Raw genomic sequence first — 19824 nt, 5'->3', positions numbered from 1 at the left:
CAATCAATTATTGTTCCATAGTCGGATTGAACGTACCTCCCCAATTATTATTCTGCTCCAAATTCGGGTTCTCGTCCAAGTAAGTTTTCTTGATCGGGAAGAAATAGAAGCTTTCCTCGATCACGAACTGGCGCTCAGCTGCCTCCGTATAAGGAACTTGATGGATTACGTAGCGAAAATCACCGGTAGTCAACTCATTCTTGGCGATCCGGTCGCGAGCGACGTTCAAGTCCATATCCGAGCCATCCGGGTTGACTGCGATCGCCTCGATACCATGTTTCGTCCAACCGGCCAACATCATCATATTACGCGTACGGCGCAAGTCCCAGAAACGATGTCCCTCATAGCACAGCTCGATATGACGTTCATCCAAAATCGCCTGACGGATCTCCTCACGGCTACCAATCTTCAAGCCATACAAACCATCCGCCCCTGCCTCTATACCCGCACGCTTACGGATCTGTTTCAACAAATCGATAGCTACATCAGAATGTCCGTTCTCATTAGCGGCCTCCGCATAGATGAACATCACTTCGGCAAAGCGCATCAAGATATAATCAATATCGAACGTCATCACCTTGTCTTGTGTCAAGGAAAGATCAGACACTTTGTAATTATACATTCCAGAGAAAATATCATTGTTGGCCGCATTGACACCCGCATTCGGATTGACACCATATTGATCGTCTGCGTTGCTCACACCCAAGGCGTTATACATACGGTTGTCGGCAGATCTACCAGCTACCGGCCATTCGCGTCCGTTATACAAACAAGCCCTGTTGAAACGCGGATCGCGATTCTTCCAGAAAGCCTTCAGCAAAGCCTGCTCGTCACCTACGTAATACTTGCCCGTAGGATCGTCGTAACGCTTACCATCCAACATCGGGAAATCCTTTACGAATTCCCAAGTAGGATTATGATAAGGTTTATCACGGCTCACAGAAGCCGGACGCGTACCATACTCCCAAGTAGCGACACGGTTCGGATTTGAATAAATAACCGGGAAGATAACCTCCGGACCTCTTTCTTGCAACCAAATATCCGCCGGATTCTCTGTCAACGCGATGCCATTCTGCACACAAAAATCATACGCCTCCTTAGCCGCCACGTAAGCCTCTTTCCAGTATGCGTTATCATACATACGTTTCGGATTGAACTGAGGAGAAGCTTTCAGTAACAAGGTCTTTGCTTTCCAAGACTTTGCAAAACACTGGTCTATACGCCCATAATCACTGGAACTACCAGCTATTTTGGCAGGCAACAAGGAAATCGCATGATCCAAATCCTCTATCATAAACTGGAAACATTCCGGCGTAGAGTTACGTTTCACGTACAAATCATCCTTATCTTTATCTTGCGGCACTTTCAAATAAGGTACGCCACCATGATGCAACACCATCCAATAATACATATAGGCACGCATGAAATAGGCTTGTCCCAACATGAAATCCACAGCTTTCTTATCCTCTATCACGCTAGACTCCAGTTTAAAGATCGCCTCATTGATGTGGCGGATCTTGGTATAGTCCCATTTTTTATAACTATCCCCAGTCTCCGTGATCGTACCCAAATACCAAGGAATGCCCGTCACTTGATCCGAATTTTGGTCGGCAGAAACACTCCAGCCCTCAAAACACTCCTCATACAGATTGTTCACGTACGCCTGAGCCAGGTTAAGGTCTCCCCAAACCATAGACTCATCGTAGGTCTCTAGGTTGTCGATATCCAACGTGTCACAGCCTGTTGTCATTCCACCTAACAGAAAGGCCGCACTAATTATCGCGTATTTAAATTGAATCATTTTCATATCTTCCTATATTATATTTAGAATGAGAAATTAAGACCAAAAGAGAACGTTCTCATCAAAGGATAAGAATCATAATATTCTTGTTCCGGATCCAAGAACTCGGTCACAGCTGAAATACAGAACAAGTTAGTAGCATTCGCAAATACCTGAGCATGCGTGATTCCTAACGGACGAAGAATAGCCATAGGCAAATCGTAACCAATATTTAGATTCTTCAAACGCAAATAAGCGCCATTGCGCATCCAGTAACTCGTATTACCCGCTCCAGACTCATACCAACTCGTGCCCGTGATACGTGGATAAACCCCATCCGGATTAAGTTCCGGATCATACACCTTATCACTCGTCCAAATCGGGAAATAAGGACGAATCGTACCACCATGTTGATAGAAACCTCCATCTACGCCACCTACGAAGCGATCATATTTTCCGACCCCTTGAAAATGCACATCCAGCGTGATTCCCTTCCACTTGATACTACCGCCAAAACCATAATTGATACGTGGCGTACCATTCTCACTCAACAAATTATACTCATCATTGCTATCAATACGTCCGTCCGGTCCCTCCGAGTAGCCATCGCCTCTCGTATCCTTATACAAGATACCACCCAGATAAGGATCCCGTCCAAATTGCTTGAAACCTTTCGCCTTCAAGGCTTCCACCTCTGCCGGATCCGTCAGCAAGTGATCGGCGATCAGGCCCGTCAAGATTCCCTCAGCCTTACCCTGTTTTGACAACGCATGCAGGTTACCCCCTTCTCGATAAGTGGCATCCTCATCCAATACATCCCAACGATCACGAGCGAATCCCAGATTCAAGTAGGCAGAGTAAGTAATCTCGCCATTCGCGGCCTTATCCATCCAAGTCAGAGCCAACTCACCGCCTCGCCAAGAACGCTCGGCATAGTTTTCCGGAGCCAAAGCCTGTCCGTACGTGCTTGGGAGTGTCACCGTACGCGGTCCGAGGATATCTACCTCTTTCCGATAAAAGGCATCGAACGTTCCAGACAAACGATTATTGAAGAAACCAAAATCCAAACCACCATTATAAGTAGTTGAGGTTGCCCATGTCAAGGCATAGTTCGGAGTCGCTCCAGCCACAATCGTATTTGCCAAGTTATTACCAAAGATATATTTTTCACCCAATTGATACTTTTGCAAATAAGAGAACGCATCCACCTTGTCAATCGGGTCCTTGCTCAAATCCATATCATTACCCGTCGTACCATAAGAGGCACGGATCTTCAAATTACTCAACCAATCAGATGTCGGCTCCATGAAAGACTCTTGGCTGATACGCCATGCGGCAGATACAGAGGGGAAGAAGCCCCAACGCTTACCGTCTGGGAAAAGGGTATTACCATCGTAACGGAAAGAAAATTCTGCTATATACTTCTGATCAAATGTATAATTGAAACGGCCGATCCAAGAAAGGCGCCCTCCGTTCTTCTCCTTCGCCTCGCCCCAGCGTCGCAAAGCATCGGATGAGTAGTTGAACATCTGGTCTAAATTCGTAAGCGGAGACTCACCTTTGGCCGATACCTCCTCGCCACCATTAGATGCCTGCTCGAATACCACCATGGCTGCCACATCATGCTTACCGAACGTATTGGCATAATTCACGAACCAGTTGAATTGCTCGGTCCACAATTGTTTAGTCTTATACTCCAGATTCTCGTAATTCTGCGAGAAGTTGAAGGTATTATATTCATTCAAATTCAATGGAGCCGGCAAAAAACGATTGCCTTGCGGATCCGCTTGCTGGAATTTATAGTTTTTCTGGAAGGTCATAAAGCGCTTCCGGTTGTAATCGTGGCCTAGATAAGAGGCCATCACTTTCGTGCTCAAACCTTTCGTTATGAAATCAAGGTTGATATTGAACGAAACGATACCGTTCAAATTACGCCGACGTGTCTTCAAATAACGGTTTCCAACCACTTGATCCACGGGATTCCATCCCTGCCAAGAGCCATAGTCTTGATAGATCGGATAATCCGTGATGGTGTTAGCGGGCGTTCCGTCTAAGTAAGAGTAAAACGGCGTTGTCTTCATTGCGTTGAAGGTACAACGATATAAATCGTACACCGATTGGTCGTCATCGTCAGAGAAAGGCCAGTAGAAACGCTTATCGTTCGATTGATTCGCATCCAAGTTCACATTCATGGTTATATACTTGGTCAAATCGACAGAAAGGTTCGAACGTAAGGAGAATTTCTTATTCTCCAACGACACATACGATCCCTCCTCGGCCAAGAACGATCCCATCACATAATACTTTACCTTATCCGTACCACCGTTCACGCTCAAGGAGTGTTTCGTATTCCAGGGATTCTGCCAAATATAATCGTTCACGTTATAGTTGATCTTATTATCACGGAAATAGGCATACTCCTCCTCGCCATTAGGAAGCGGCGTACCTTGGAAACGAGCTACCGCATTCTGGTAGTCCAAATCATCAATCGCATCCCAACGGTCGGCAAACAATTCCTGAGTCGGTTTACTAAACGCATAAGAACCTTGGTAATTAAATATCGGTTTTTGGTTTTTCGTTCCTCCCTTAGTCGTTACCAACACGACACCATTTCCAGCAGCGGAACCATAGATTGAGGCGGTAGCCGCATCTTTCAAGAAGCTCATTTGGTCTATTTCATAAGGTTCCAATAAGTCGAAAGCCTCTTTATCGCGAATCACCCCATCAATAACGAACAAAGGATCACCGAATCCTCCACGCATACGAATCTCGGATTTAGCCCCCATCAAACCAGAGTTGCCCGTGATCGTAGCTCCCGGAGCACGTCCGGCCAAAGAGTTTGAAAGATTTGTACTCGGGATCACAGATAGATCATCCGCTTTCACGTTCGATATAGACCCGGTCATGTTCACTTTTTTCTGCACGCCATAACCTACGACAACGACCTCATCCAACTTCTGCGTATCCTCTTTCAAACGGATTTCCAACGTACTTTTCCCTGCCACAGGAATCTCACGGTCTAGATATCCGATATAAGAAACCACCAAGATTGCGTTTTCAGGAACATTGATTAACGTAAACTTACCATCCATATCGGTAATCGTACCGTTTGTCGTACCTTTTACAAGAATGTTTGCACCAATCACTGGTATACCGGCTTCATCAATAACGGTACCCGTCAATCTTATATCATTCTGATTTACAGAATAATTATGGGGGGGGGGGGGGGGGGGGGGTATTTTGTACACCATACAACGGAGAGAACGCTCCTAACGCTAAAAGCACCGTTGCTAAGTAATATTTATTATTCATAAAACTAGATTTAAGTCTCTTTTACACTTGAATTATACTAAAAATTCTTTTCAAAAACATCTCATCTGAATGAGATTACCCACACACTGTTCTATCCATCTCTCACCATATCTAAAATTTAAGATTTATTCATTAAACATCAAGGTTAACTTGCCTCAAAATCTTGTTTGCATTGAGAAGCATTTTTCTTTTCACCGCAAATATAAATAAAAATCATAAAAAACAAACAACACGATCAGGTTCCGCCAACATCCATTCAATAATTCAATCCGAACTACAAATAGACTATAGATTGAACCAATAATTCATTTTGATCATGAACGTATTTGTAGCGGGGAGTCCCCACATACGATCCAGATTACTTCCCCAGCCGGAGGAGTACCAGTTGTCCCGGTTAGACATCCGGTGTTCCCATACGAAATAAAGCGTGGAACCGGGCAAGTATTCCCAGCGGGCTACCAAGTTGGAACGAAACTCGTTAAACCTAAAATCAGGGTTCCTAAAAGGCATCTGCCCAGCTCCCTCCCCGATGGTATAGACTCCATCCGCATAAGTCAATTGATCCGGATCAATACGTTGGAAACGGTTCTCAAAGGTATGCGACTTCGTATCCGCCGCTAATTTAAAATCATCGTATTTAGCGATGGAGGTGAACGGGGCACCATAAAATTGAATGGAAATATCGGGGGTCACGTTCACTTGTAATTTCAGCGTGAGACCATAGGTCTTCTGATCCATGTGGCCCATGACATAATAATAAGGGGCCAAGCTACTCGAGCTAAGCGGACTCGTCGTAGCCACATATTGCATCTCATCCGTATTCCACGCATAATCCAGTTGACCGGACAAATAGACATGGTTTCCCAAGCGGAATGTCAAGCTCGGCGAGATCGTATTGAAGCGATTTCCCTCGAAATTATGATCGCCCTCGTATTTGAGCATGAACATCATTCGTTTCGCCTTATCGGTATTGAACTTAGCGGAAGTTAAGAAATAAGAACCGAAGCGAACATCCGGTCCCCCTCGCAGCAAGCGGCTATCCAGCCAATTCCAAGCAAAGGTTTCCTTGACATCCCATTCATACCGGTTCATCGTCATACTTTGCCAACGCAAAGAAGCGTTGTTGCTAAAAGGAGTACCGCCGTAATTCCACATATTCTTTTGGGACAGGGTAAAGGCGTTGTACCGGAATATCTTCCAGATATCGGTCTGCCGATACATGATCTCCGTCTCATTCATCAGATAATCTGTCTCCTTCATATATCCCATATCATTCAAGTCGAAACCGGGTGACGACCAAGTAAAGGTCTCCGAGAAGTTCCATTTGGCGTTTCCTTTCCGTCCCACTTTCACATAACCACCCGTTCCGGTCAGGGAGCGACGGGTAGGATCCACCCCCAGATAATCGGCGGAGGAAGCCCTTTGATAATAATGCGCCACGCTATTCTGCAAAGCCGTGATCGCCCCGGCGCTACCATGCAAGGAACTCAACATTCCCTTTACATCTATATAATAAAGGCGATTCTTGAAATACTGGGTAAAGTCAATACCCGCCGTGAAAGCGTTACGCACCATGAAATCCTCCAGATAAGGCTGATCCAAGGCACGGTTTACCGAAGTCACCATACCGCCCAGCAAGGTATTCCCCTTCCAGTTCTTTTACACACGGGCCACGGTATAGTTTGTCAAAGGCTCCACGACTTCCACATCCTCCACCCCGTTACGGGTAACCTTGGAGGAGGAACGTGCCGTTACACTCTCGATCACTCCGATCGTCAAGCCCCGTTTATTCGTACCCGTCAGTTTCAACGCACCGATAATCGGCACATTCTCTTTCGTCTCGGCATAACTGCCTACGTTGTCTATACCCCGTGGCGTATAAGAGGGAGAGGCGCCGATCCTACGGGTATAAAACATCATATCGCTACCGTTCGCAAAATCCAAGATATGTTTTCCTTCCAAGAAGAAGGGGCGTTTCTCATCGTAAAACGTCTCGTAAGCCGTAAGGTTCATTACGGAGGGGTCCAACTCCACTTGTCCGTAATCCGGATTGATCGTCATATCCAACGTATAATCCGAGAGGGCGAACTTAGCGTCCAAGCCCACGTTTCCTCCCCAGCTATGCCCTTTTTGATAAGGGCTGCCGTCTATCCGGGGTTCCTGCCTGTATTTACCCATTACATACGGCAAGAACTCGATGCCGCGAGGCTTGGGAACAGAGTCCATGCCGCTCATGTTTCCGAACGAAAAGACATGTCCGTTATTCTTCAAGGGGATCATGCTCCAATTTTGCACCTCGTTATTCCTACGGATGATACGGCGTACATGCAAGCCCCAAACGCCATCCTCCGATCGCTGGTTATAACGCAACTGGCTGAACGGGATACGCAGCTCGGCGGTCCAACTGGAATCCGCCCGGTTGATATTCGTTCGTCCTTCCCAAACGGCGTTCCAGCTAAGGTTGACGTTCAACTTATCCGTTACGACCAGATCCGTCTTATTTCCTCCTAGATTGATATTGAATTCCGGTGCCGCACGATAATCATGGTAGGTGTCGAAAGCGACGCTGATCAAATCGCCCAGACTATTATCATCCCGGTTCCCGATAAAACGATTCATCTTATCCGGCACGGCGTCCTTGCAATATACACCTACATAGATATATTTATCATCATAGAAAAGTTTTACCCGGGTCGGGGATTGAGTGATCGCCCGCTCATAAGGGATAATCTGTACGAAACGATCCGACCATTCGCCTTGCTTCGTCCAAAAGTCCTCATCCAACTTACCGTCGATCGTAGGTTTCACTCCCGATACTTTCCGGATATTATAGGTACGCTTATAAGCTTTCTCAAAAGGGACGATCGAATCTTGCTGGGCTTCGCACAACAACGAGATTCCTAAAAACACGAGTAGAGTCAGATATTTCATAATGGCCTAGACTATAAGATAACAATAAGCCTCAAAGATAAGCACTTCTTTTCAGAAAAGAGCACATCTTCCCAAGATTTATCGCAACGTAGCCAAAGGCATACGATATCAAGTATTCACTGCAACCCGTATTGCAGTAGTACTGCGACGCACGTGCAGCGCTACTGCAACCGGCGTGCAGTAACACTGCAATGCGGGTTGCAGTACAATAACAATAGCGTCACGATAAAAATCAACAACCGCCTCCCAACGCCCGGTACAGCAATATCTTCTTCCGGCATAAATCGGTGACGATATCGATATGCTCCAGCTCGCTATCCAGATAACGCTCCTCGGCGGAAAGAACCTCCAAGAAACCGGTATAGCTTAATTGGAACATCTCGCCGGCATTCACCACGGAACGTTGGTGGGCAAGGGATTCTTTCTCTTTCAAGCGGATACGCTCCGTTTGGGTCTGGCTGGCGCAATAGAGATCGAGCACCTCGGTGTAAGCGTTCAAAGCGGTCTCGTGGTATTGGGATAAAGCGATACGCTGGGAAGCCTTCGCCTCGTTCCACATCGAACGGATCTCATTGCGGCGGAAGATAGGAGCCGTGATACCCGCCGCCAAGTCGTACACCAAAGAGGCCGGCGAATGAAACCACTTACCCACATCAAACGCATTGAAACCACCACTGGCGCCAAGCACCAACGAGGGATAGAAAGCCGCCTTCGCCGCTATCACATCCGCCTTGGAGGCGACCAACCCCATCTCGGCGGAACGTACATCCGGACGCAATGTCAAGAGGTTCGCTGGAATCCCTTCCGACAAGGGAACCGGCAACTTACGCAACTCATCGAATCCCATCCGGCGAATCTCGAAGGGGAAAACACCCAACAGGCAAGCGATCGCCCGCTCCTTCTCACCGATCAACTGATCGTTTTCCAGCAATTTACTCTCGATCAACAACACACGGGCATAAAACTGATCGACCGCCAACTGCGTCTCCGCCCCTTCCTTCTTCAACTGGCGGGTCAGCTCATGGGAACGACGGGCACTGGCCAGCGCATTCCGCAACACCTCCTTACGCCGGTCCAAGCCGATCAACTCATAATATTGAATCGCCAAATCGGAGATCAACATCGACTGGGCAAAACGGGTAGCCTCCACGGAAGCCATCCAGCGAGCGGCGGCGGCCTGCTTCTTCCGGGTCAGTTTGCCCCAGATATCCGCTTCCCATTGAAAGCTCAAGCTCAAGCCGAAATCCCGGTAAGGGTCCGGTATATGCTTATCCTTTGGCAAAGAAGGCACGTTTGTCTCGCTATTCCCCACACCATCCATCGTATATTCACCGAAACGGTTCACGGAGGCTCCGATGTTCAAATTCACGTCCGGCAGCAAAAGCTCCTTCGCCCGCTGCAAGGCCGCACGGCTCATGGCGATGCGCTCCATGCTCTGCTGGAAGGAATGGTTATTGCGTAAAGCCACATCCACATAGCCTCGCAATAAGGTATCTTGGAAAAAGACATCCCACGAGAGCGGTTTCACGAACGTAGTGTCGTTCATTCCCATCTCGCCGGATTCCGGAAGCGAGATCCGCTCGTCCATCGATAGCTCGGGAGTCTTACAACCGGCCAAAGCAATCAGAGCCAAGGCGCAGCCTATCATTATATATCTCATCTTATCAATACACATACTCGTCTTCTTTAATTTGCTCTTTCTCTTTTCTCTTTTTAAAATAAGTAGCCAGCGACTCGAAGATCACGTAAAGCCCCGGGATCAAGAAAATACCGACAAACGTACCGATCAACATACCTCCGGCCGCCGCCGTACCGATCGAACGGTTCCCCAAGGCACCGGCTCCCGAGGCGATCGTCAACGGAATCAAGCCACTGATAAAAGCGAAGGAGGTCATCAAGATCGGGCGCAAACGACTGGTAGCCCCTTGAATAGCGGCCCCCATCACGCTGATACCTTCCTTACGGCACTGGTTCGCCACCTCGATAATCAAGATCGCGTTCTTTCCCAGCAAACCGATCAACATCACCAACGCCACCTGCGCGTAGATGTTATTCTCCAGCCCTACCACGTACAGCAAGAAGAACGAGCCGAACACACCCGCCGGAAGCGACAGGATGACCGGAAGCGGAAGCAATAAGCTCTCGTATTGGGCGGCAAGCAACAGATAGACGAATGCCAAACAAATAGCGAAAATCACCAACGTTTGCCCGCCGGACTCTTTCTCCTCCTTCGCCACACCGGACCATTCGGTATCGTAACCACGGGGCAATACCTCGGAAGCGATCTCCTCGACAGCCGCCAACGCCTCACCCGAGCTGACACCCGGGGCGGCCTCGCCGGTAATCATGGCCGAGGTAAACAGGTTGTAACGGGTAATCTGGCTCGGGCCATACACACGCTCCATCGTCATGAAGTTGGAGTAAGGCACCATATTCCCCTCCTTATTCTTAGCATACAGGCTGAACAAATCCTCCGGATTCATACGATACTCCGGCGCCGCTTGCAACATGACCTTGTACATCTGGCCGAAACGGACGAAGTTGGAGGAATAGAAACTACCTACATAGGATTGCAAGGTTTCCATGGACTCGTTCACGTTGATGCCTAGCTTAGCCGCCTTCGCCAAATCCACCCGGAGCAGATATTGCGGGAAATTCGGGTTGAAGCCGGAAGTGACACCAGTCAGGCGAGGATCAGCGTTCAGCTTCGCCACGAAGTTCTTGGCGACCTCATCCAACTCGGCGAACGTACCGGCGGTCTTATCTTGCAGACGAAGCTCGAAGCCGCTCGCGTTACCGAATCCCGGAACCGTAGGCGGCAGGAAGAACTGGATGTCCGCATCCTTGATATGGGCGACACGATCGGCATACACGCTCATCAACTCCGCCGCCGTCTGCTCCCGTTGATCCCAAGGGGTCAAGTTAATCATACCCATACCGAAGCTGGCACCCTCCGTCTCGGTCATCAAGCTATAGCCGGCCAAGGTAGAGATCGTCTCCACCTCTTCCAACGGCAACAAAGCCGCTTGCACCTTGTTCAAGGCCGCTTCCGAACGCTCCAAGGTAGCTCCGGGAGGCGCATCTACGTTCACATAGATCATACCTTGGTCCTCGTTCGGGATAAAGCCGGAAGGCAACACGAACGTCATGCCCCACGTGGCCAGACAGAAAAGGATCAAGGTTGCGTACGTCAGCATCCGACGGTTCAAGAACCATCTTAAATTCAAGCGATAACGACGCTCCAAGAAATCATAACGGCGGTTAAAGCCCTCGAAGAAACGAGTCAGAAGGCCCTTCTTCGCCTTTTTCGAATGAGATACCGGCTTCAGTAACAAGGCGCAAAGAGCCGGAGACAACGTCAAGGCGTTCACGCCGGAGATCACGATCGCCACAGCAAGCGTCAATGAGAACTGGCGATAGAAGATACCCACCGTACCATCCATGAAACCGACCGGGATAAACACGGCGGACATCACCAGCGTAATAGCGATAATCGCCCTTCCGATCTCACCGATCGCCTTTTTCGTCGCCTTCAACGGGGGCAGCTTCTCGTTGTGCATCTTCACGTGGACCGCCTCTACCACCACGATCGCGTTATCCACCACGATACCGATAGCAAGCACCAAGGCGAACAAAGTCAGCATATTGATCGAGAAACCCAGCATCTGCATAAAGAAGAACGTACCGATCAACGATACCGGAACGGCGATAGCGGGTATCAACGTAGACCGGAAATCCTGCAAGAAAAGATACACCACGATAAATACCAAGATAAACGCCTCCAGCAAGGTCTTGAGCACGACCGATATGGAAGCGTCCAAGAAACGGGATACGTCGTACGAGATATTATATTCCATACCCGGGGCAAACGTCGTTTCCTTCAATTCCTCCATCTTCGCCTTGATCTGCTGGATCACCTCACGGGCGTTCGAGCCCGGACGCTGCTTGATCATGATAGAGGCCGAGGGCTTTCCGTCCGTCATGGAGATCATATTATAATCCTCGGAATCAAACTCGATCGTAGCCACGTCTTTCAGGCGAAGCACGGAACCGTCCGGCAGGGCTTTCAAGACGATCTCGCCATATTCCTCCGGCGTGCTGAACTTACCGCTATACTGCAAGACGTATTGCAATTGCTGCGGGATCTTGTCGGAGCTGATACCCGTCTTACCCGGCGCCGCCTCGATATTCTGCGAGCGGATCGCCTCCGTAACCTCTTGCGGCGACATATTATAAGCCGCCAACCGGTTCGGGTTCAGCCATACACGCATCGCATAGTCGCGGCTACCCATGATCTCCACGAATCCCACGCCATCGATGCGCTTCAACTCACGCAAGATATTGATATCGGCAAAGTTATATACGAATTTCTCCGTATGGGTACTATCCGAGCTCATGATGTTCAGGTACATCAACATACTGTTTACCTCCTTCTCCGTAATCACGCCGGCACGGATCACCTCTTCCGGAAGCTCATCCAGCACGGTGGTCACACGGTTCTGCACATTCACGGAAGCTACGTCCGGGTCGGTACCGACCTTGAAATAGATCGTAGTCAAGGACATACCGTCGTTCGTACAAACAGAGGTCATATAGGTCATTCCGGGCACGCCGTTGATAGCACGCTCCAGCGGGGTCGCCACCGTTTTCGCCATCACGTCGGCGTTCGCTCCGGTATAACGGGCGGTAACGGTAACGGATGGGGGCACGATATCCGGGAATTGGGTGATCGGCAAGGAGTTGATCGCCAGCAATCCCAAGAAGACAATTACCACCGATATCACGCCCGATAAGATAGGGCGTCTGATAAATATTTCAAACATAGGGCTTACTTATTATTCTCGATTTCATTAGACGATTCCAATTGGCGACGGATCGTGGCTCCATCTACCATATCGGGATTGATAGTCATGCCGTCTGTGATCATCTGAACACCCTCGTAGACGATGACGGTCTGGTCCGGCAAATCCTGTGTTACGTAATAAGAACCGTGGCGGGCCAACGGCTCGAAGCTACGCACGCTCACCTTTCCATCTTCCGCTACCGTATATACATAGGTAAAATCCTGTATCTCGAAAGTGGATTGCTGGGGAACCAAGACCACGTTCTCCATCTTGGTCAGCATCCGGATCTTACCGGATACGCCATGTCGCAGCAAACGTTCCGGGTTCGCAAAACGGGCACGGAAAGCGATCGATCCGGTACCCCGCTCAAAGTCGCCCTCCACGGTCTCTACCTTCCCTTTATACCGATAGGTGGATTGGTCGGAAAGGATCAGCTCCAGATTATTATACTCCGGCTGGTCGATACCGCTCAACTGCGTCCGTTTATATTCCAGATACTCCTTCTCGTTGATCTTGAAATAGGCGAACATATCCGATACGTCCGTCAAGGAGGTCAATAAGCTGCTCGGCGTAACCAAACTTCCCACCTTAAAGGGGATGCGGTCCACGTATCCCTCGAAAGGAGCCGTGATCGTCGTGTACGAGAAATTAGTCTCCGCACGTTGCAAACGGGATTTGGCCTGTTGCACCTGCAAGCGTGCCACGTCCGCCTCGGCCATCGCCTGCTCCAGACGAATCGGCGAGATGATATCTTTCTCCACCAAACGCTTGATGCGGTCTACCTCTACCTCCGCCATCTTCAACTCGGCTTGGGCCTGTTTGTGATTGGCTTGCGCCTCTTTCACCTCCTCGTACAATTCCGCCGAGGAAAGCTTGAAAAGCACCTGCCCTTTCTTCACGTGCTCGCCCTCATCTACAAGGACGGCCTCCACGAACCCTTCCACTTTCGGTTTCACCTCTACGAACTGTACGGCTTGTACATCCGCTACATAGGACTGCGGCACCTCGATCGTGGTCGTGGTTAACCGCATCACCGGCGTATGATCTTTCTTCCCGGACTTTTTCTCCCGGTTTTGGCTACAAGATACCCATACACAAGCCGTTAAGCATAGTAAGGGTAAATAGTTAGAAAACAATTTTATCCTCATAAAACTTATAGATTTATAATTATTTGAATACGACGAAAAGCACATAGGCGAATCACCCCATGCGCGACAATAAGAAACAGGTAAGTTCTACTAAATCAGATAGGAACAGAACCAAACGAAATTCTGTGCTTTGTGTAGGTTATAAAATAAAGGAAGCTTGGCGCATTGCCGTAGTTCCAAGGAATGAATTAATTCATGTAAATCCAGAATCGTAAACAAGTCCCATATCAAATCGATCTCCAAGGCTCGGATTTGCACTTGCTCCTGACGTACCGTTCGCAAGGAGGCGTTATCGTCAAAATCCAACAACACATCGGGTGCCTCTTTATCGACTATTTCCATCGAGGTAGTGGTAATATTCTCCGGAAAGAAATCGCTTCCAATGGAATAAAACTGTAACAGCACCAACATGATCATAAGCATGATACGCTGGTGAAACCCAAAACGATTATTCACTGTTACATTTAGCATCTTTTATCTAATGGAGGCGCAAAGATAAACAATCTTTTTGGGAAGAAAAAACATTTCACCCGCATACGAGTATTGGTATCGCCCCACGCCGGTATAGGCATGAGGCGATGCCGGTATAGGCGTAGGGCTACACCAATACCGACACAGGCTCACGCCTATACCAGCACTTAAATATATGCTTTTACCTTCTCCCGATCCGTTTGCACCGTCTCGAATTCGGAGGACACGATACTGCTTCCCATCGGGACATTCTCATTGCGGTATTCCATTTTACTATATACGATACTTCGGGCGGACGTATGAAACTCTTTCGCTCCTGTCTCCGCCTCTATTTTCCCGATATTATTCTCACGTACGCCACATCCCGGCATGATGATGATCCGTCCGTCCGCACGTTTCACCAGCTCGGCGATCAAGGGGATTCCTTTCACGGCATCCGATTGCTGGCCGGAGGTCAAGATACGGTCGCATCCCAACTCGATTAGCTGCTCCAACGCAGTGAATGGGTCCCGGCAAACATCGAAAGCACGATGACAAGTTACGGACAGAGGTTTTGCCGCCTCGATCAAGCGCCGCATCAAGGGTACATCGATATCCCCGTCTTTCGTAAGACAGCCGAAAACGACGCCATGCACTTTTAGCTCCTTGCACAGTTCTATATCCAATAGCATGGATTGTACCTCGGCTTCCGTATACAAGAAATCACCGCCTCTCGGACGGATAATCACATTGATATCGATCTTGGAAGTCAGAGCCTTCGCCGTCTTGATCTCTCCATAACTAGGTGTAGTTCCCCCTTCGGGTATCCCGGCGCAAAGCTCTACACGGGTAGCGCCTCCCGCCTCCGCCTCCACACAGCTCTGGGCGGAGTTCGCGCATATCTCAATAATTCGTTTCATGTTTATTTAGTATTGTTGACGTACAAAATTACATAAATATCACCACTTGCTCAACAGAACCACAAATAACTATCCGATACCATTAAAAACACCTCTACTATGGATTAACAAAATAAAACAGAACTGTCACCTTTACTATCAAAAAGGCAGCAAATTCGTATCTCCTTATCTATCTATGCCTTAGAAATTTGACTATAGCTTTCTGATTCGTCCAAATAAGAAACAAATTGGTCTATTTCGGAACTACAGCTAAATAGTTTAATGTTTAACTAATCTCAAAAAGACACAAAAAGTTCTATTTTCAAGGATCGAAACGCCATAAAACGTAATATTGCAACGACATTTTAATAGGTTAAGATAAATAACAAATAGGCTTTATGGGAGAAATAAAAGGCTATATCTCACAGGTTATCGGCCCGGTAGTGGATATCCACTTTGATTATGGGACAGAAGAAACAGTAACCCTCCCCCGTATCCACGACGCCATGGAGATTTCCCGCCCAAACGGAAAGATCTTGATCGTCGAAGTTCAGCAACACATCGGGGAAAACACCGTCCGTACCGTAGCGATGGATACGACCGACGGATTGAGACGAGGCATGGAGGCCGTGTCATACGGAATGCCCATCACCATGCCGACCGGCGACCAAGTCAAAGGACGTTTAATGAATGTCACCGGCGACCCTATCGATGGCATGGCCCAGCTTACTAAAGACGGGGCTCTTCCCATCCATCGTGAGCCTCCTAAATTCGAGGATCTGACAACGACCCAAGAGGTCTTGTACACGGGTATTAAAGTAATCGATTTATTGGAACCTTACGCCAAAGGAGGCAAGATCGGACTTTTCGGAGGAGCCGGAGTCGGCAAAACGGTATTGATCATGGAATTGATCAACAACATCGCAAAGAAAAACAACGGATTCTCCGTCTTCGCCGGTGTGGGTGAACGTACACGTGAAGGAAATGACCTATTGCGTGAAATGATCCAATCCGGTGTCATCCGATACGGCGAGGAGTTTAAGAAGAGTATGGAGGCAGGCAACTGGGACTTGTCGAAGATCGATTACGATGAATTGGCTAAGTCGCAGGCTACCTTGGTATTCGGGCAGATGAACGAACCGCCGGGCGCCCGCTCGTCCGTGGCCTTATCCGGTTTGACGATCGCCGAATCCTTCCGTGACAAAGCCTCTGAGGGAGAAAGAAAAGATATATTATTCTTCATCGATAATATCTTCCGTTTCACCCAAGCCGGTTCCGAGGTTTCCGCCTTGCTGGGGCGTATGCCTTCCGCCGTAGGTTACCAACCGACATTGGCCACGGAAATGGGAGCTATGCAAGAGCGTATCACTTCAACCAAGAAGGGCTCCATCACCTCCGTACAGGCGGTGTATGTTCCTGCCGATGACTTGACAGACCCAGCTCCGGCGACTACCTTTACGCACTTGGACGCAACAACCGTCCTCAGCCGCAAGATCACGGAACTCGGTATCTATCCGGCCGTAGACCCGCTGGAATCCACCTCCCGCATCCTTGATCCGCTGATCGTAGGCAAGGAGCATTACGACACAGCGCAACGGGTAAAACAAATCCTGCAACGGAACAAGGAACTTCAAGATATCATATCCATCCTCGGTATGGAAGAACTTTCCGACGAGGACAGGCTAACGGTCAACCGGGCCCGCCGTGTACAACGTTTTCTGTCCCAGCCCTTCTCCGTGGCAGAACAATTCACTGGCGTACCCGGTGTCATGGTCTCTATAGAGGATACGATCCGGGGATTCAAGATGATCATGGACGGGGAAACGGATGACATACCCGAACAGGCATTCTTAAACGTAGGAACCATCGAGGATGTCTTGGAGAAGGCCAAGCAGCTGAAAGAACAAGCAAATTAATCGATATGAAACTGGAAATTGTATCACCGGACGGCATTCTTTTCGAAGGCGAGACCGAATCTGTCTCATTCCCGGGAGTTGCCGGTTCATTCGATATCTTGCCTCATCACGCCCCATTGATAGCAGCGTTGAAGGCGGGTACGATCCGGTTCGAGGCAAACGGCAAAAGACAAGAACAAACGATACAAAGCGGATTCGTAGAGGTAAAAGACGACATCCTATCCGTTTGCGTCGAATAAAAACATACGACAATGAATGGCAGATTAAAAATGAGGTTAATGGGTTTGATCACGTTTATCAACGTGGCAATAGGCGTTTCATTGGGTGGTTTATTATATACCATCTGGCCGGAACACTATTTCTCGTGGTATCCGTCCATTCCCTTCTTTTACTGGGTCATGGCCATGGCGATGACTTTCTTCCTAGACCGGGTAAAAAGGAAAAACGGAGATGTGACCGTAACCATGTACATGCTAGTCCGGTTGTGTAAGTTCACGCTCGCTTTCGTCTTTTTATGGATGTACGCAGCGTTTGTCGGGCAACAATTAAAGACATTTGGTTTCACGTTGATGTTATTCTATTTCATTTACCTCGGACTGGAGACTTACATTTTATATCTGTTTGAAAAGAAAAGAATGAAAAGAGAGAAAAGGGAAAAGGATGATGAGTACAATCAAAGATAACAAATACATATGGATCGCTTTCTGGATGTGGCTCAGCTTTCTCACTCCGGCAAAAGCGGCGTCCGGCGAGATAGACGTGCAGGATATCGTCTTCTCCCACATTCAAGACGCCTATACATGGCATATCACGGAATGGAACGGACAAGAGATTGCGATTCCCCTGCCTATCTTGGTAAAAAGCGAGGAAAGAGGATGGGATTTATTCCTGTCATCCCATCTACATCATGGCCGGACGCATCACAATTATTATATCGCCGGGGAAGGTGAGCATGCGGGAAAGGTTGTTGAGAAGAACAGTGCAGGAGAAGAGGTTCGCCCGATGGATTTCTCATTGACCAAGAATGTTTGCGGACTGTTCCTCAGTTGCGGCCTCTTGCTTTTCATCGTTCTCCGGACCGCCCATTGGTATAAAAAGCACCCGAACGAGGCGCCGGGCGGATTTATCGGATTGATGGAAATGGCCATCTCCTACATACAAGACGGGGTGATCAAAGAGGCGATCGGAAAAGAATATAAGCCGTTCTCGTCCTATTTGCTGACGGTATTTTTCTTTATCTTGATCAATAACCTGATCGGGATCATACCGGTTTTCCCGGGAGGCGCTAATATTACGGGAAATATAGCGGTAACAGGCGTATTGGCACTTTGTACGTTTATAGCGGTCAACCTGTTCGCCACGAAAGTGTATTGGAAAGAGATTTTTTGGCCCAAAGCGCCGATCTACTTGAAACTGCCCTTGCCGATCATGCCGTTCGTGGAGTTCTTCGGGGTATTCACCAAGCCGTTCGCATTGATGATCCGTCTGTTCGCCAACATCATGGCGGGCCATACGATTATCTTGGCGCTAACCTGTTTGATATTCATAACGGTAACGATGGGAGTAGCCGTGAATTTCGGTATGACGATCGTATCCGTCTTGTTCTGTGCGTTCATGAACTGTCTGGAATTGTTAGTGGCTTGCTTGCAAGCTTATATTTTCACCCTGCTGTCGGCCAACTATATCGGATTGGCCAAGGTAAGGGAATAAATCCAAAGAAATTAAGGTATTAGAATTATATTATTAAGGTTACTAATTTAAAATTAAACACTATGTTATCGACTATTTTATTACAAGCGGCAGCCGGGATGGGCGTAGCGAAGATGGGAGCCACTATAGGAGCGGGATTCGCCGCCATAGGTGCAGGTATCGGAATCGGATTGATCGGTAAAGGTGCCGTTGAAGCTATTGGACGCCAGCCGTCGGCCGCAGGAGAGATCCGTACCTCGATGTTGATTATGGGAGCGTTGGTAGAAGGTGTGGCATTGTTCGCTATTGTCGTATGTTTCTTAGCGTTGTTCCAATAAAAAAGTAACAAACTATGTCTTTATTAACACCGGATTCAGGGCTTCTATTCTGGATGATCGTTTCATTCGGGATTGTCTTCGTGATCCTTTCCAAATACGGTTTTCCCGTGATCGTCAAGGCAATCGAACAACGGAAAGCTTACATTGACAATTCCTTAGAGACGGCACGTCAGGCGAATGAGCGACTTGCCCATATTCAAGCCGAGGGCGAGAAGATGCTAGCCGAGGCCAAGGAAAAGCAAAACGCCGTCCTGAAGGAAGCCTTTGCCGAAAAGGAGCGGATCATCGAGGAGGCACGGAAAAAGGCCGTCTCCGAGGCACATCTGCAGATAGAGGAGGCTACCCGGCGTATCCGCGAAGAAAAAGAGAAAGCTATTCGCGAAGTCCGCTCGGAGATAGCGGATCTGTCTATCGCTATCGCAGAGAAAGTAATGAAAGAGAAAATCGGCCGGGATAAGGAACAACAACAGATGATCGACCGGCTGCTGGATGAGGTATCGTTTAGTAAATCGTAAGG

13 protein-coding genes and 1 pseudogene are annotated in these 19824 nt (G+C 48.4%); 6 read left to right on the top strand and 8 right to left on the bottom strand.

What is annotated here, in order from left to right; all coding sequences use genetic code 11:
• Positions 1–7: 7 nt before the first annotated feature.
• From CI960_RS04815 to CI960_RS04780, 8 genes and pseudogenes are all read right to left on the bottom strand, one after another.
• On the bottom strand, positions 8–1807 hold the full coding sequence (locus CI960_RS04815) for a RagB/SusD family nutrient uptake outer membrane protein (protein WP_005861816.1): 1800 nt from the start codon (positions 1805–1807) through the stop codon (positions 8–10).
• A gap of 17 nt (positions 1808–1824) precedes the next feature.
• Positions 1825–4962 carry a TonB-dependent receptor gene (locus CI960_RS04810; protein WP_010185450.1) on the bottom strand — a complete coding sequence of 1046 codons (3138 nt, stop codon included), beginning with the start codon at positions 4960–4962 and terminating at the stop codon, positions 1825–1827.
• Between the two features lie 415 nt (positions 4963–5377).
• Positions 5378–8023, bottom strand: a pseudogene (locus CI960_RS23870) (DUF5916 domain-containing protein).
• Positions 8024–8255: 232 nt separating this feature from the next.
• Positions 8256–9698, bottom strand: coding sequence for an efflux transporter outer membrane subunit (locus CI960_RS04800; RefSeq protein WP_005861807.1), 1443 nt, complete (start codon positions 9696–9698; stop codon positions 8256–8258).
• On the bottom strand, positions 9688–12846 hold the full coding sequence (locus tag CI960_RS04795) for an efflux RND transporter permease subunit (RefSeq protein WP_094582238.1): 3159 nt from the start codon (positions 12844–12846) through the stop codon (positions 9688–9690). Before CI960_RS04795 ends, CI960_RS04800 begins: the two co-directional genes overlap by 11 nt.
• Positions 12847–12851: 5 nt before the next feature.
• The gene (locus CI960_RS04790) at positions 12852–14015 is read right to left on the bottom strand and encodes an efflux RND transporter periplasmic adaptor subunit (RefSeq protein WP_005861805.1); all 1164 of its coding nucleotides are present in this window, start codon (positions 14013–14015) and stop codon (positions 12852–12854) included.
• A 90-nt stretch (positions 14016–14105) separates the two neighbouring features.
• Complete coding sequence (locus tag CI960_RS04785) at positions 14106–14486, bottom strand: hypothetical protein (protein ID WP_005861803.1); 381 nt, start codon at positions 14484–14486, stop codon at positions 14106–14108.
• A gap of 167 nt (positions 14487–14653) precedes the next feature.
• Entirely contained in the window at positions 14654–15385 is a 732-nt protein-coding gene (locus CI960_RS04780; protein ID WP_005861801.1) for a copper homeostasis protein CutC, read from the bottom strand.
• A 377-nt stretch (positions 15386–15762) separates the two neighbouring features.
• On the opposite strand from CI960_RS04780, the gene atpD reads away from it, so the two are divergent.
• From atpD to atpF, 6 genes are all read left to right on the top strand, one after another.
• On the top strand, positions 15763–17280 hold the full coding sequence (atpD, locus tag CI960_RS04775) for a F0F1 ATP synthase subunit beta (RefSeq protein ID WP_005861799.1): 1518 nt from the start codon (positions 15763–15765) through the stop codon (positions 17278–17280).
• A 5-nt stretch (positions 17281–17285) separates the two neighbouring features.
• Positions 17286–17519: an ATP synthase F1 subunit epsilon gene (atpC, locus tag CI960_RS04770; protein ID WP_005861798.1), complete on the top strand. Its 234-nt coding sequence runs from the start codon at positions 17286–17288 to the stop codon at positions 17517–17519.
• A gap of 12 nt (positions 17520–17531) precedes the next feature.
• On the top strand, positions 17532–17963 hold the full coding sequence (locus CI960_RS04765; RefSeq protein ID WP_008774073.1) for a hypothetical protein: 432 nt from the start codon (positions 17532–17534) through the stop codon (positions 17961–17963).
• The gene (gene atpB, locus CI960_RS04760) at positions 17941–18990 is read left to right on the top strand and encodes a F0F1 ATP synthase subunit A (protein WP_008780815.1); all 1050 of its coding nucleotides are present in this window, start codon (positions 17941–17943) and stop codon (positions 18988–18990) included. Before CI960_RS04765 ends, atpB begins: the two co-directional genes overlap by 23 nt.
• A 62-nt stretch (positions 18991–19052) precedes the next feature.
• Complete coding sequence (atpE, locus tag CI960_RS04755) at positions 19053–19307, top strand: ATP synthase F0 subunit C (protein ID WP_005861792.1); 255 nt, start codon at positions 19053–19055, stop codon at positions 19305–19307.
• Between the two features lie 14 nt (positions 19308–19321).
• Positions 19322–19822: a F0F1 ATP synthase subunit B gene (gene atpF, locus CI960_RS04750; protein ID WP_005861790.1), complete on the top strand. Its 501-nt coding sequence runs from the start codon at positions 19322–19324 to the stop codon at positions 19820–19822.
• Positions 19823–19824 lie beyond the last annotated feature (2 nt).

It is taken from the genome of Parabacteroides sp. CT06 (genome assembly GCF_002257605.1).
GTDB lineage: Bacteria > Bacteroidota > Bacteroidia > Bacteroidales > Tannerellaceae > Parabacteroides > Parabacteroides distasonis.
The sequence above is the reverse complement of the archived record's forward strand: the minus strand, read 5'-3'. Positions and strand labels throughout refer to the sequence as shown.

Bases quoted from the DNA above. Each gene is read 5' to 3' on its own strand.
- CI960_RS04815 (WP_005861816.1), bottom strand. From the start codon at position 1,807: ATGAAAATGATTCAATTTAAATACGCGATAATTAGTGCGGCCTTTCTG.
- CI960_RS04800 (WP_005861807.1), bottom strand. From the start codon at position 9,698: ATGTGTATTGATAAGATGAGATATATAATGATAGGCTGCGCCTTGGCT.
- CI960_RS04795 (WP_094582238.1), bottom strand. From the start codon at position 12,846: ATGTTTGAAATATTTATCAGACGCCCTATCTTATCGGGCGTGATATCG.
- CI960_RS04790 (WP_005861805.1), bottom strand. From the start codon at position 14,015: ATGAGGATAAAATTGTTTTCTAACTATTTACCCTTACTATGCTTAACG.
- CI960_RS04785 (WP_005861803.1), bottom strand. From the start codon at position 14,486: ATGCTAAATGTAACAGTGAATAATCGTTTTGGGTTTCACCAGCGTATC.
- CI960_RS04780 (WP_005861801.1), bottom strand. From the start codon at position 15,385: ATGAAACGAATTATTGAGATATGCGCGAACTCCGCCCAGAGCTGTGTG.
- atpD (WP_005861799.1), top strand. From the start codon at position 15,763: ATGGGAGAAATAAAAGGCTATATCTCACAGGTTATCGGCCCGGTAGTG.
- atpC (WP_005861798.1), top strand. From the start codon at position 17,286: ATGAAACTGGAAATTGTATCACCGGACGGCATTCTTTTCGAAGGCGAG.
- CI960_RS04765 (WP_008774073.1), top strand. From the start codon at position 17,532: ATGAATGGCAGATTAAAAATGAGGTTAATGGGTTTGATCACGTTTATC.
- atpB (WP_008780815.1), top strand. From the start codon at position 17,941: ATGATGAGTACAATCAAAGATAACAAATACATATGGATCGCTTTCTGG.
- atpE (WP_005861792.1), top strand. From the start codon at position 19,053: ATGTTATCGACTATTTTATTACAAGCGGCAGCCGGGATGGGCGTAGCG.
- atpF (WP_005861790.1), top strand. From the start codon at position 19,322: ATGTCTTTATTAACACCGGATTCAGGGCTTCTATTCTGGATGATCGTT.